The sequence below is a fragment of the Isoptericola variabilis genome (assembly GCF_050311655.1).
In the GTDB taxonomy this organism is placed as follows: domain Bacteria; phylum Actinomycetota; class Actinomycetes; order Actinomycetales; family Cellulomonadaceae; genus Isoptericola; species Isoptericola variabilis.
This window is the reverse complement of the sequence record NZ_JBNOZM010000001.1, coordinates 227,889-240,727: the sequence shown is the minus strand read 5'-3', so window position 1 is coordinate 240,727 and position 12,839 is coordinate 227,889. Positions and strand designations below refer to the sequence as shown.

Annotated in this window: 11 protein-coding genes; 3 read left to right on the top strand and 8 right to left on the bottom strand. The window is 72.9% G+C overall.

Going from position 1 to position 12,839, the window contains the following annotated elements:
• Positions 1-52: 52 nt before the first annotated feature.
• From ACQP60_RS01175 to ACQP60_RS01155, 5 genes are all read right to left on the bottom strand, one after another.
• Entirely contained in the window at positions 53-751 is a 699-nt protein-coding gene (locus tag ACQP60_RS01175; RefSeq protein WP_429727996.1) for an L-ribulose-5-phosphate 4-epimerase, read from the bottom strand.
• A 46-nt stretch (positions 752-797) separates the two neighbouring features.
• On the bottom strand, positions 798-2,426 hold the full coding sequence (locus ACQP60_RS01170) for a xylulokinase (protein ID WP_429727995.1): 1,629 nt from the start codon (positions 2,424-2,426) through the stop codon (positions 798-800).
• A 161-nt stretch (positions 2,427-2,587) separates the two neighbouring features.
• Positions 2,588-4,027 carry a family 43 glycosylhydrolase gene (locus tag ACQP60_RS01165; RefSeq protein ID WP_429727994.1) on the bottom strand — a complete coding sequence of 480 codons (1,440 nt, stop codon included), beginning with the start codon at positions 4,025-4,027 and terminating at the stop codon, positions 2,588-2,590.
• Between the two features lie 81 nt (positions 4,028-4,108).
• Positions 4,109-5,188 carry a LacI family DNA-binding transcriptional regulator gene (locus tag ACQP60_RS01160; RefSeq protein WP_429727993.1) on the bottom strand — a complete coding sequence of 360 codons (1,080 nt, stop codon included), beginning with the start codon at positions 5,186-5,188 and terminating at the stop codon, positions 4,109-4,111.
• The gene (locus ACQP60_RS01155; protein ID WP_429727992.1) at positions 5,185-5,736 is read right to left on the bottom strand and encodes a GNAT family N-acetyltransferase; all 552 of its coding nucleotides are present in this window, start codon (positions 5,734-5,736) and stop codon (positions 5,185-5,187) included. Before ACQP60_RS01155 ends, ACQP60_RS01160 begins: the two co-directional genes overlap by 4 nt.
• Positions 5,737-5,805: 69 nt before the next feature.
• Here ACQP60_RS01155 and purU point away from each other — a divergent pair, with 69 nt between their 5' ends.
• Complete coding sequence (gene purU, locus ACQP60_RS01150; protein WP_429727991.1) at positions 5,806-6,663, top strand: formyltetrahydrofolate deformylase; 858 nt, start codon at positions 5,806-5,808, stop codon at positions 6,661-6,663.
• Positions 6,664-6,764: 101 nt separating this feature from the next.
• On the opposite strand, the gene ACQP60_RS01145 is transcribed toward purU, so the two are convergent.
• Positions 6,765-7,637 carry a VOC family protein gene (locus ACQP60_RS01145; protein ID WP_429727990.1) on the bottom strand — a complete coding sequence of 291 codons (873 nt, stop codon included), beginning with the start codon at positions 7,635-7,637 and terminating at the stop codon, positions 6,765-6,767.
• A 31-nt stretch (positions 7,638-7,668) separates the two neighbouring features.
• Positions 7,669-8,283, bottom strand: coding sequence for an NADPH-dependent F420 reductase (locus ACQP60_RS01140; protein WP_429727989.1), 615 nt, complete (start codon positions 8,281-8,283; stop codon positions 7,669-7,671).
• A gap of 115 nt (positions 8,284-8,398) precedes the next feature.
• Here ACQP60_RS01140 and ACQP60_RS01135 point away from each other — a divergent pair, with 115 nt between their 5' ends.
• Together ACQP60_RS01135 and ACQP60_RS01130 are read left to right on the top strand one after the other, a co-directional pair.
• A complete protein-coding gene (locus ACQP60_RS01135; protein WP_429727988.1) occupies positions 8,399-8,920 on the top strand; it encodes a MarR family winged helix-turn-helix transcriptional regulator in 522 nt (173 codons plus the stop codon).
• Positions 8,921-9,103: 183 nt separating this feature from the next.
• Positions 9,104-10,486, top strand: coding sequence for a glycoside hydrolase family 10 protein (locus ACQP60_RS01130; RefSeq protein WP_429727987.1), 1,383 nt, complete (start codon positions 9,104-9,106; stop codon positions 10,484-10,486).
• Between the two features lie 75 nt (positions 10,487-10,561).
• On the opposite strand, the gene ACQP60_RS01125 is transcribed toward ACQP60_RS01130, so the two are convergent.
• A complete protein-coding gene (locus ACQP60_RS01125; protein WP_429727986.1) occupies positions 10,562-12,814 on the bottom strand; it encodes a beta-xylosidase family glycoside hydrolase in 2,253 nt (750 codons plus the stop codon).
• Positions 12,815-12,839 lie beyond the last annotated feature (25 nt).

The following is a 12,839-nucleotide window of genomic DNA, read 5'->3' as shown; positions in this document are numbered from 1 at the left end:
TGGATCACGGTCTGGTGCGTGGCTGGTGCGGGGCTGGGTCGGGGCGACCGGCTCAGTGCTGGCCGTAGACGTTCTGGTAGCGGGCGTAGAGCGAGTCGACGTGCTCCTGCGCGATGGGCAGCGGCTCGCCGAGCTGGCGCGACACGTGCACGGTGCGGGCCACCTCCTCGCACATCACGGCGGCCTTGACCGCGGCGCGCGCGTCCTTGCCGATGGTGAAGGGGCCGTGGTTGCGCATGAGGACGGCGGGGCTGCGCGAGTCCTTCAGCGTCTCGACGATGCCGCGGCCGATGGAGTCGTCGCCGATGATCGCGAACGGGCCCACGGGGATGGGGCCGCCGAACTCGTCGGCCATCATCGTGAGCACGCACGGGATCTCCTCGGCGCGGGCGGCCCAGGCCGTCGCGTAGGTGGAGTGCGTGTGCACGACGCCGCCGACCTCGGGCATGTGCGAGTACACGTAGGCGTGCGCCGCGGTGTCGGACGACGGCGACCGGTCGCCCTCGACGAGGTTCCCGTCCAGGTCGCAGACCACCATGGACTCGGGGGTGATGTCGTCGTAGGCGACGCCGGACGGCTTGATGACGAGCAGGTCGTCGCCGTCCGGGTTCACCACGCGCTCGGACACGTTGCCGGCGGTCCACACGACGAGCTCCCAGCGGGGCAGCTCGGCGTGCAGGGCCGCGACCTTCTCCTTGGCGGCGTCGACGGCGGCGCGCAGGTGCGCGGGGACCTCGGTGGGGGTGCTCATGGGGTTCTCCAGTGCGGGGGGACGGGTCGTCGACGAGCGGCTGTCGTCAGAGGGCGGCGGTGGCGGCGCGCTCGACCGCGAGGCCGGCGGAGTACCGCTCCAGGTAGGCGGCGAAGCCGGCGACGTCGTCGGCGGCAGGCTCGGCGACGTCGAGGCGGGCGTCGGCGAAGACGCGCTCGGCCAGGTAGGCGTCCAGGGCCGGGGCGCCGCCGTCGGCCTCCGCGCGGGTCCGGGCGTACGCGGCGAGCACGGCGATGCCCCAGGCGCCGCCCTCCCCCGCCGTCTGCCCGACGGCCACGGGGGCGTCGATCGCGCCGGCCAGCAGCCGCTGGGCCACGCCGGCGGTCCTGAACAGGCCGCCGTGCGCGAACATCGTGTCGATCGCGACGCCCTCGCCGTGCAGCACGCGCATGCCGAGCGCGAGCGTCCCGAACACGCCGTAGAGCTGCGTGCGCGCGAAGTTCGCCAGCGTGAGGCGGCTGTCGGGGGTGCGCACCACGAGCGGGCGGCCCTCGTCGAGGCCGGTGATGGGCTCGCCGGCGAGGTAGTTGTACGCGAGCAGCCCGCCGCCGTCGGGGGCGCCGTCGAGCGCCGCGGCGAAGAGCGCGCCGAAGACGGCGTCGGGCTCGACCGGCTGCCCGAGCGCGGCCGCGAACTGGCCGAAGACACCGGCCCACGCGTCGAGCTCGCTGGCGCCGTTGTTGCAGTGCACCATCGCGACGAGGTCGCCGGCGGGGGTGGTGACGAGGTCGAGCTCGTGGTGCACGGAGGTCAGGGGCTTCTCCAGCACGACCATCGCGAAGATCGACGTGCCCGCGCTGATGTTGCCGGTGCGCGGGGCGACGGAGTTCGTCGCCACCATGCCGGTCCCGGCGTCGCCCTCGGGCGGGCACAGGAGCACGCCGGGCCGGAGGCTGCCCGTGGGGTCGAGCAGCGCGGCGCCCTCGGCGGTGAGCCGGCCGGCGTCCTCGCCCGCGGTGAGCACCTGCGGCAGCAGGCCCTCGACGTGCAGGCCGGGCCGCTTGGCGGCGGCGAGGTGCCGGAACTGCTCCAGCATCCGCGCGTCGTAGTCGCCGGTGGCGGGGTCGATCGGGAACATGCCCGACGCGTCTCCGACGCCCAGGACGTGCCGGCCGGTCAGCGCCCGGTGCACGTAGCCGGCGAGCGTGGTGAACGACGCGACCTGCGGCACGTGCGGCTCGTCGTCGAGGATCGCCTGGTACAGGTGGGCGATCGACCAGCGCAGCGGGATGTTGTACCCGAACAGCGCGGACAGCTCGGCGGCCGCCGGCCCCGTGCTGGTGTTGCGCCACGTGCGGAACGGCACGAGCAGCTCGCCGTCGGCGTCGAACGGCAGGTAGCCGTGCATCATCGCCGAGACGCCGAGCGCCGCGTAGGTGGTGGGGCGGACGCCATAGCGCTCCTCGACGTCGGCCACGAGCGCGGCGTACGCGCCCTGCAGCCCCGCGTGCACGGCGTCGAGCGAGTAGGTCCACACGCCGTCCGCCAGCTCGTTCTCCCAGCCGTGCGAGCCGCTGGCGATCGGCGCGTGGTCGGGCCCGATCAGGCACGCCTTGATGTTGGTGGAGCCGAGCTCGATGCCCAGCGAGGCGCGGCCCTCCGCGATGGCGTCCCGGATCGCGGACCTGTCGTCCGGCTGCGCCGCCTGCGTCATCGTTGCTCCGTCCCTGCCCGGCCTCCGGGCGTCGTCGTGGTCACCTCATGTTAGCGCTCACATGGCGCGCGCCCAAGCCCGCACCAAGCATCGAGCGTGCTGACGTGATCCTCATTCTCGACGCATGAGGATCACGTCAGCACGCTCGATGCCTCCCGGTGCTAGTGACCGTGCAGGACGGAGAGCCGCGCCGGCTCGCTGCGCACGTCGCCGTGGGCGTTGGCGACGACGGCTCGCACGAGCCGGCCGTCCGGCTCGCGCCCGACGTGCTTGAGCGTCCAGCGCGCGGTGCCGCCCGTGGCGCGCGTCGCGGCGACCGGGGCCGCCGACCAGGTGGCGCCGTCGTCGTCGGAGATCTCCCAGGTCACGACGGGGACCGGCGCGCCGGTCACCGCGACCTCGAACGTCGCGGGCCGGTTGCCGCGGACGGTCACGTCGCGCGGGTCCGCCGTGACTGCCGGCGCCTCGACCGTCTGGTCCACGACGGGCCAGCCGTCCTCCCACCCGAGTCGCTGCAGGCCGAGCGTCGGGAAGCCGGGGATCTCGGCGTTCGCGCCGTCGTAGTAGTGGAAGGCGAGGACGCCGTCGGACACCGACTGGCCGCCGGGGCCCACCACCGCGCCGTGCGAGGAGAGCAGCACCGTGCCGCCGCCGTCGGCCAGGTCCTTGCCGTCCTGGTCGACGTACGGCCCGGCGACGTCGCGCGACCGCCCGACCGCCACCTGGTACGTGCTGTCGAGCCCCTGGCAGCACCGGTCGAACGACACGAACAGGTAGTACCAGCCGTCGTGCTCGGCGATGTACGGCGCCTCGACCGGGTTGCCCGCCATCATGCGGTCCACCAGGTGCGTGGCGTTCTCCAGCGCCCCGTCCGCGAGCTTGCCGGTGGGCCACTCGAGCTCCACGAGGAAGATGCCGTACCAGAACGAGCCGATCGCCATGTACGGGGTGCCGTCCGCGCCCTCGACGATGCCCGCGTCGATGGCGTTGAAGGTCTTGCCGCCGGCGATGTCGTTCGGCGAGCTGATCACCGGCCCCTGGTCGACCCACGCGTAGTCGGGGTCGGTCGGGTCGAGCGTCGTGTTGGTGGCGAGGGCCGTGACCGACGTGTTCGTGCCGAAGCGCGACGCCGAGTAGTAGAGGTAGTAGGTGCCGTCGTGCTCGTACACCTCCGGCGCCCACAGGTTGTCGGGCAGTGTGCCGTCGCCGTCCGCCGCGAATCGCTCGTCGATCCAGGCGGGGATCTCGTCCCAGACGGTGCCGTCGTAGGCCCAGGTCACCCCCTCGTCGTGGCTCGACCACATCTGGATCGTGCCGCCGTTCTCCCGGTTCACCAGGCCCGTCGTGTACACGCGCCAGGTGCCGTCGTCGTCGACGACGAGCGCCGGGTCGTGCACGGGCGACGTCTCGCCGGTGACGGACAGCCCGCCGGTCGGGGCGGTCGCCGCCGGGCGACCCCGCTCGACGGCGCCGGACGCGTCGGCGCCGGGGGTGGCGGTGGCGGGGCCGACGGTCGTGGCGGCGACCAGCGAGGCCCCCAGCAGCGCCGTCGTGAGCACCCCGGCGGCCGCGGCGCGGGCCCGCCTGAGGGATCGGTGCATCGTGTCTCCTCTACAACGATGTAGAATTGCGAACGCGCCGAATCTACCCAGCCGTCACGACGGCGGTCAACGGGCCCGCGGTCAGCGTGCGGGCGGCGGCGCCGTGCTGGAGCGCACCACGAGCTCGGGCACGATCCGCTCGGTGGGCACGCTGGCATCGGCCAGCGCCGCGACGACCATCGCCACGCTGCGCTCCCCCAGCACCCCGAACGGCTGGCGCACCGTGGTCAGCGGCGGCACGAAGTAGGCGGCGCCGGCGACGTCGTCGAAGCCCACCACGGACACGTCGTCCGGCACGGACACGCCCCGCTCCCAGAAGGCGCGGAGGATGCCGAGCGCGAGCTGGTCGTTCCCGGCGAACACCGCCGTCGGACCCTCGTGGGCCACCACCGCCTCCGCCAGGTCACGACCCGCGGCGTAGCCGTCCTCGGCCGACCAGGAGCAGTACCGCGGCCGGCTCGGTGCGATCCCCCGCGCCTCGAGCGCCTCGCGCCAGCCGGCGGCGCGCTCGCGGGCGTCGAACCAGTCCTGCGGCCCGGCGACGTGCAGCACGTCGCCGTGCCCCAGGTCGAGCAGGTGCTCGGTCGCGGCGCGCGCCCCCGCGCGCTGGTCGACGGCGAGCGACAGCGTCGTCGGGCCGGCCGCCGTCGTGCCGGCCTCGCGCGGCACCTTCTCCAGCGCCGCGACGACGAGCACTGGGACCGGGGCGCGGAAGGACTCGACCGCAGCCGCGACGTCGTCCTGCGGCGCGATGACGACGATCGCCTCGACGCCCTGGTCCATGAAGTGCTCGAGGGCCTCGTGCATCGCCTCGGCGTCGTAGCGTCGCAGCGTCGCCACGGAGACGAAGTAGCCCTCGTCGCGGGCGGCGCCCTCGATCGCGATGAGCGTGCTGGTCGGGCCGAACAGCGCCGAGCCGGTCGTCACCACGCCCAGGGTGGTGGAGCGCGCCGTCGCCAGCGCGCGGGCGGCGCTGTTGCGCCGGTAGCCGAGGGCCGAGATGGCGTCCAGCACGCGCTCGCGGGTCTCGCCGCGCACGCTCGGGTGGTCGTTGAGCACCCGGGAGACCGTCTGGTGCGAGACCCCCGCCACCGCCGCGACGTCGGCCATGGACGGGCGCCGCGACCGAGGACGCGTCGCCTGCCCGCCGGCGTCGGTCATGACTCCTGCGCCGCGTTCCTCGCGTCGACCTCGTCGAGCACCCGACGCAGGTACGTCAGGGTGAGCTTGCCCGCGGCGCGGTCGTACTGCTCCTCGTACCCGTGCTTGGTGTACATGGCGAGGTTCTTCTTCGAGTCCTTGCCCGTGAACGCCCACACCTCCGTCACCTCGGACGGCAGGAACTGCAGGATCGCGAACATCAGCGACGTGCCGATGCCCTTCGCCTGCTGGTCCGGCGCGACGGCGAGCCGGCCGAGCGTCGCCTTCGGCCCCTCGATCTCCAGGCGCAGCGACCCCACCAGGCGGTGGCCCTCCCACGCGCCCACGGTCACGACGTCGTCGCGCGCCATGTCCTCGCGCAGCTCGTGCAGCGTCTGCGTCAGCGGCGGGATGTGCGGGTCGTCGTACAGCTGCGCCTCGCTGACGAACGCCGCCCGCCGCAACGTCAGCAGCTCTCCCGCCTGGTCGTCGTCGACCAGCGCGATCCGCAGCGCGTCGTCGCTCTCCTGCTGGACGTCCTGGGCGTCGGTGCCGGGTGCCTCGCTCATGGGGACATCGTGGCAGACGGACGGCGGACGTGTCGTCGCGCGCCCGGCACGGTCGGGGACAATGGGCGGGTGACGACCGAATGGGTGCTGACCCTCTCCTGCCCCGACCGCCCCGGGATCGTGCACGCCGTGGCGGGCGTGCTGGCCGAGCACGGCGGCAACATCACCGAGTCGCAGCAGTTCGGGGACCCGGCGTCGGGCCTGTTCTTCATGCGCGTGCAGGTGGCGCTCGACGTCGAGGAGCCGGCCGCGCGCGCCGCGCTGACGGCCGCGATCGCGCCGGTGGCGGAGCTGTTCGGCATGACCTGGGAGCTGGACGTCGTCGGCCGCCGCCTGCGCACCCTGGTGCTGGTCAGCAAGGCGCCGCACTGCCTGGTGGACCTGCTGTACCGCGAGCGCTACCAGGGCATGCCGGTGGACGTCGTCGGCGTCGTCGGCAACCACCCGGACCTGGCGGACATGGCGGCGTTCTACGGCAAGCCGTTCCACCACGTGCCGGTCACGAAGGACACGAAGGCGCAGGCGGAGGACCGGCTGCGGGAGCTGGTGGCCGAGCTCGACGTCGAGCTGGTCGTCCTCGCCCGGTACATGCAGATCCTGTCGGACGAGCTGTGCCGCGACCTCGAGGGCAAGGTCATCAACATCCACCACTCGTTCCTGCCGAGCTTCAAGGGCGCGCGCCCCTACGCGCAGGCCCACGACCGCGGCGTCAAGCTCATCGGCGCGACGTCGCACTACGTCACGGGCGACCTCGACGAGGGCCCGATCATCGAGCAGGACGTCGAGCGCGTGGACCACTCGCGCGCCGTCGCGGACCTCGTCGCGATCGGCGAGGACGTCGAGCGCCGCACCCTCGCGCGCGCCGTGCGGTGGCACGCCGAGCACCGCGTGCTGCTCGACGGCCACCGCACGGTCGTCTTCCGCTGACGATCCATCCCGCCCGATGTTGTGAGCGCGATTGAGGGGACTATCCGGCCTCGGATAGTCCCCTCAATCGCGCTCACAACATCAGGCCGCGCCGGTTGCGCTCAGGCCACCGACACCTCGACGAGCGTGTTCCACGGGTCGTCGAAGCGCAGCGTGCGGCCGTCGTCGCGCGCCGCGACGCCGGCGTGCTTCAGCCGGTCCGCGAGCGCCCCGACCTCGTCGCGCGTCGGGACGGTGAGCGCCACCTGCCCGAGCCCGAGCGTGGCGGCCCGCGGCCCGGCGCCGGCGCTGTTCCAGGTGTTCATCGCCATGTGGTGGTGGTACCCGCCGGCGGCGACGAACAGGGCGCCGTGAAACGTCGCCATGATCTCGAAGCCAAGGGTGTCGACGTAGAACTTCTGCGCCGTGGGGATGTCGCCCACCTGCAGGTGGACGTGCCCCACCTGCGCGGCCTGCTCGGTGGCCCCGGCGAGGGCGCCCTCGGTGAGGTGCCGCTGCAGGAACTCCTGCGGGTCGAACCAGTCGGAGCCCATCGCCACCCGGTCGCCGCCGTCGTGCTGCCAGACCTCGCGCGGCCGGTCCCAGTAGAGCTCGATCCCGTTGTCCTCGGGGTCCGTGAAGTAGAACGCTCGCGAGACCCAGTGGTCGGCGTTTCCCGCGAACCGCGACAGCGGGTGCTGCGCGGCGTGCGCGACGGCGGAGGCGAGCGCCTCCTCCGTGTCGAAGAGGACCGCCGTGTGGAACAGGCCGGCCTGGTTCCGGGACGCGGCCGGCAGCCCCGGCGTGTGCTGGAGCGCGACGACGGGCACGCCGCCGCGACCCAGCACCACCCGGCCGGGTGCGCCGAGGGCGGGGATCTCCTCGAGCGCGATCGCCTCGCGGTAGTAGGCGCTCATCGCGCCGAGGTCGCCCACGTGCAGGGTGACGGCGCCCATCGCGGTCTCGGCCGCGAGGAGGTCGGACGTGCGGGTCATGATCGGCTCCTGGTGCTGGGGGTGACGAGGGTCAGAGCAGCGCGAACCCCGTGGTCCACTGCGTCTTCTCCCCTGCGGCGAGGGTGAGCTGCAGGAACCCGAGGGCCTCGAGCTCGCGGGCGCGCTTGAGCGAGCCGGCGTCGACGACGCGGACGGCGGACCCGTCGAACGCGGCGGCGAACGCGGCCTTGGCGTCGGCGTCGTCGCCCGCGACGAGGACGGTCGTCCGGACGTCGCCCACGGTGCCGGTCACGAGCGTCGCGGCGAAGTTCGTGTTGAACGCCTTGAGGACGGCCGCGCCGGGGAGCTTCGCCGCCAGCCCGGCCGCCGCCGAGGAGTCGGCCGGCACGACGAGCGCGTCGAACGTCGCGAAGTCGAGCGGGTTGGTGAGGTCGACGACGGTGCGGCCGGCGAGCTGGTCGCCGTAGGTCGCGACGACGTCGTCGAGCGCGGGGTACGGCAGCGCCAGGACGACGATCTCGCCCGTGAGCGGCTCGCCGAAGGCCGTCGCGGTGACCGCCGGGTCCACGGCCGCGGCCTTGGTGACGTCGCGCGCGACGACCTGGACGTCGTTCCCGCCGGCGAGCGCCAGGCCCGCGATCGCGGAGCCCATGTTCCCGGTGCCGAGGATGCTGATGGTGGCCATGGTTCCTCCTGAGGTTCCGTCGTCGACCCATTTGGTTGACGCTACAACCAACATAGACCGCTATAGTTGTAGCGTCAACTTTCACTCGGAGGGTGACGGACCAGGAGGCGAACACGTGACCACGACCCGGCCCGCGACGGCGGCCGACGACGAGCCGCGCTGGCTCGACGCCGAGCAGATGCGCACCTGGCTCCGGCTGCAGGCGGTGATCGAGCTGCTGCCCGCCACGCTCGACCAGCAGCTGCGCCGCGACGCCGACCTCACCCACTTCGAGTACATGGTGCTGGCGATGCTGTCCGAGGCGCCCGGTCGCGACCTGCGCATGACCGAGCTCGCCCGCCTCACCAGCGCCACGCTCCCCCGCCTCTCGCACGTGGCCCGCCGGCTCGAGGCGCGCGGCTACGTCGAGCGCTGCACCGCGCCGGACGACCGTCGCGCGACGATCGCGCACCTCACCGACGCCGGCTGGCGGAAGGTCGTCGCGAGCGCCCCCGGCCACGCGCGCACGGTGCTCCAGGACGTCTTCGACGACCTCGATCCGGACGAGGTCCGCACGCTCGCCGGAGCCTTCGACAAGGTCCTCGCGCACATCGACCCGCACGACCGCTTCGGCCTCGGCGAGCGCTCCGCCCGCTGATCGGCGCCGCCGCCAGCGCCCGAGGTACGGCCGCCCTCGACGCCCTCGCGACGAGAGATTCACCCGCAGGGGTTGTATCGAAAACGTTTTCTATCTAGCCTCGGGTCGTCGGCGACCCCGACCGCTCGATGACGAGGCCTCGTGGCCGAGCACCACTCAAGGATGAGCAGGCTCGAACGAAGGATGGGATCGATGAAGCGCACGACGAAGAGATGGCGCGCGTCCGTAGGGGCGGCCGTGGCCGGGATCGGCATCCTCGCCGCGACGGCGCTGAGCGCACAGGCCGCCGGGAGCACGCTGCACGCCGCGGCGTCCGACCAGGGCCGCTACTTCGGCACGGCGATCGCCGCCGGCAAGCTCGGCGACTCGCAGTACACGACGATCGCGGACCGCGAGTTCGGCATGATCACGGCCGAGAACGAGATGAAGATGGACGCCACCGAGCCGCAGCAGGGGCAGTTCAACTTCTCCTCCGGTGACCGGATCCTCGACTGGGCCACCAGCCACGGCAAGCGGGTGCGCGGTCACGCGCTGGCCTGGCACTCCCAGCAGCCGGGCTGGATGCAGAACATGAGCGGCTCGCAGCTGCGCCAGGCGATGCTCAACCACGTCACCCAGGTCGCCACGCACTACAAGGGCAAGGTCTACGCCTGGGACGTGGTCAACGAGGCGTACGCGGACGGTACCTCCGGCGCCCGCCGCGACTCCAACCTCCAGCGCACCGGCAACGACTGGATCGAGGCCGCCTTCCGTGCCGCCCGGGCCGCCGACCCGAACGCGAAGCTCTGCTACAACGACTACAACACCGACAACTGGTCCCACGCCAAGACGCAGGGCGTCTACACCATGGTCAAGGACTTCAAGGCGCGCGGCGTGCCGATCGACTGCGTCGGCTTCCAGGCCCACTTCAACAGCGGCAACCCGGTGCCGAACAACTACCACGAGACGCTCCAGCACTTCGCCGACCTCGGCGTGGACGTCCAGATCACCGAGCTGGACATCGAGGGCTCCGGCAGCTCGCAGGCCGAGCAGTACCAGGGCGTCACGCAGGCGTGCCTCGCGGTCTCGCGCTGCACGGGCATCACGGTGTGGGGCGTGCGCGACTCCGACTCGTGGCGGGCGAGCGGCACCCCGCTGCTCTTCGACGGCAACGGCCAGAAGAAGGCCGCCTACACCTCGGTCCTGAACGTCCTCAACAGCGGCGAGGGCGTCCCCGGCGGCGGCGACCCCGACCCGGGCGAGACCACGCCGCCGCCCACCGGCGGCAGCGGCTGCACCGCCACCTACTCCGAGGGCCAGAAGTGGGGCGACCGCTTCAACGGGACCGTGACCGTCACGGCCAACGGCAACATCTCGTCGTGGACCTCGACCGTGACCGTCAGCTCCAGCCAGCGGATCAGCGCCACCTGGAACGGCACGCCCACCTGGGACTCGTCCGGCAAGGTCATGACGATGCGCCCGGCCGGGAACGGGACGCTGGCCGCGGGCCAGTCGACGTCGTTCGGCTTCACCGTGATGCACGGCGGGGACTGGACGTGGCCCAAGGTCACCTGCTCGGCGTCCTGAGCCGCCGACCTCGACCCTGAGGGCCGCGGGGTCCCCTCCCCCGCGGCCCTCAGGCCCCCGTCACGACCGCCGTCGCTACTTCCCGGGGCCGACGATCCGCAGGCGCTCCAGCGTCGTCGTCGCGACGTTGCCGTTCCGATCGGTCGCGCGTACCTCGACGTCCCACACGCCAGGGCTCAGCTCGAGCGGCTCGTCGTACCGCTGCCAGCGCTCGTCGCGCTGGGTCCGGAGCTCCAGGCCCGCGACGCCGGCGTCGTCGTCCACCGCCGTCAGCGCGAGGGTCGCGCCGCGCCAGTAAGCACCGCCGGGGGCAGGGCGGCCCTCGACGACCGACGAGATCTCGGGAGGCACGAGATCGTCGAGACTCTCGGCCCGAGCGTCGGACACCCGGAAGTCCCCGTTCTGCACCGTCCACAGCGAGAGCACGGACCAGGCGGCGTGCATCGCTACCCACTCCTCGCGGCCGGCGTAGGTGTCGTCGTCACCGGCGAGGTACGTGCGACCGTCGTCGGACCGCCCCTGCATGGCGAGCGCGTCCGCGCCGTGCAGCGCCAGCCAGTACCGGCCGTCACGGCTCGCCGCCCGGTCGACGCCGAACGCCGCCGACATGGCGTCGACGGCGACGAACTGGAGGCGCCGGGAGCGTCCCCAGTCGGTGCCCTCCGGGTAGTAGACCGCGCCGGAGCCGGGTCGGTAGATCGTGCCGCCGGGCGCGACGTAGGGAGGTGCGGGGTAGTCACGGTCCACGAAGTTTCCGTACAGCAGCTCCATGTTGTGCAGCGCGGCCGCGGGCGTGGGTCGGCCCGCCAGGGTCGACGTCACCCCCGCGTACAGCTGCTGCACCATCGTGGCCATGTAGTCGGGGTGGAGCCGGTCGTGGTTGTACGCGCGACCGTCCTCCTCGACGTTCCAGCCGTCGATCCACTCGTTCAGCGGCCGGCCGTTGACCGGGGTCGCGTCGGCGACGTCGGACGGCTTCGCGTGGGCGGAGAGCAGGAGCTCCACGTTCTTCGCCATCCAGGCGTCGTGCCGCGGGTGGTCGGGCATCATCGCGGTCGCCGCCTGCAGCAGCATGGAGTTCCACGAGTTCTCCTCGGCCTTGGTGTCGCCCGGCGAGAGGACCGTGCCGTCGGCAGCCGTCCAGTAGGGCACCTCGTAGTCGAGGAAGCGGTCCGCCTCGGTCTCGATCATGACCTCGACCTCGCGCCGTGCCCCGGCGTCCAGGTCGTCCCAGATCAGCCAGGCCGCCTGCGCCGTCAGTGCCGCCCACAGCGCGCCCTGCCACGACGTCGGTCCGCTCCACCCGCCGCCACGGTTGCCGTAGTGGGCGTGCGCCAGCGAGCCGACGAGGCGCGCGGTTCGCGCCCTTGCCTCCTCGACCGGCACCCCGGTCACGGCCGGGTCGTAGCTGCCGGTCGCGATCGCCGTCGCGAGGGCCAGCGACTCGGCCGCCACGGGCCTGATCTGGTGCTCCCCGGTGCCCCCGAACGACAGGTACCCCTCGGGCTGGCCCGCGAACTTCTGCCGCCACCACGTGGTGAGCGCGTACTCGTTCGAGCTGCCCAGGATCTCCGCGGGGACGGCGTCGACGCCGGTCAGGTGCTCGTCGCCGAGCGCCGTCCAGTCGATCGGGCGGACGGTCGACTCCGCCTGCGGCGGCGGGGGCGGCTCCGGTCCTTCCGCCACCGTGAAGCTCTCGAAGCGAGCCGGGACGACCGCCGCGCCCGCCGTCCCCGCCATGGCGAAGAGCCCGACCTTCCGGTAGCTCGCCGCCGCAACCGGCACGCCGATCTCCGTCCAGACCTCACCGTCTGCGGAGTAGGACCCCGTGATCGAGTCCCCGTCACTCGTCAGCCGGAGCGAGTACCGGGTCGGCCACTGGTCGAGCGGCCTGTCCACCGGCCGGGGGACCGACGGCGTCCCGCGCTCCTCGCGCAGGAAGAACACCCGCCCGGCCCCGCCGGCCCGCCCGGAGAAGGCGAGGGACGCGTAGTTGCCGTCGTCGGTGTACAGCAGCAGGCCCGCCTGCTGGCAGCAGGAGGTGGGCGCGAAGTCGATGGTGGTCGTCACCTCCCACGGCTCCGCCGGAGCCGGCTGGAGCACCAGGTTCTTCGCGGTGTTCGTCCCGCCGTAGAGGTCCCCGGGCAGGGCGTCGATCGTCAGGGCGCCGTCGGCCATCGACAGCGCCGCGCCGTCGGGCCGGACCACCTCCCAGACGGAGGGGTCGAGCGACGCGCCGTCGAACTCGTCGCCGACCGGCAGCCCCGCCGACGGATCCGTCGCGGCGGCCGGAGCTGCGAGCCCCGGACCCACCAGCACGGCGGCCACGGCCCACGGAACGACACCCCTCCAC

Bases quoted from the DNA above. Each gene is read 5' to 3' on its own strand.
- ACQP60_RS01175 (WP_429727996.1), bottom strand. From the start codon at position 751: ATGAGCACCCCCACCGAGGTCCCCGCGCACCTGCGCGCCGCCGTCGAC.
- ACQP60_RS01145 (WP_429727990.1), bottom strand. From the start codon at position 7,637: ATGACCCGCACGTCCGACCTCCTCGCGGCCGAGACCGCGATGGGCGCC.
- ACQP60_RS01130 (WP_429727987.1), top strand. From the start codon at position 9,104: ATGGGATCGATGAAGCGCACGACGAAGAGATGGCGCGCGTCCGTAGGG.
- ACQP60_RS01160 (WP_429727993.1), bottom strand. From the start codon at position 5,188: ATGACCGACGCCGGCGGGCAGGCGACGCGTCCTCGGTCGCGGCGCCCG.
- ACQP60_RS01165 (WP_429727994.1), bottom strand. From the start codon at position 4,027: ATGCACCGATCCCTCAGGCGGGCCCGCGCCGCGGCCGCCGGGGTGCTC.
- ACQP60_RS01170 (WP_429727995.1), bottom strand. From the start codon at position 2,426: ATGACGCAGGCGGCGCAGCCGGACGACAGGTCCGCGATCCGGGACGCC.
- ACQP60_RS01155 (WP_429727992.1), bottom strand. From the start codon at position 5,736: ATGAGCGAGGCACCCGGCACCGACGCCCAGGACGTCCAGCAGGAGAGC.
- ACQP60_RS01140 (WP_429727989.1), bottom strand. From the start codon at position 8,283: ATGGCCACCATCAGCATCCTCGGCACCGGGAACATGGGCTCCGCGATC.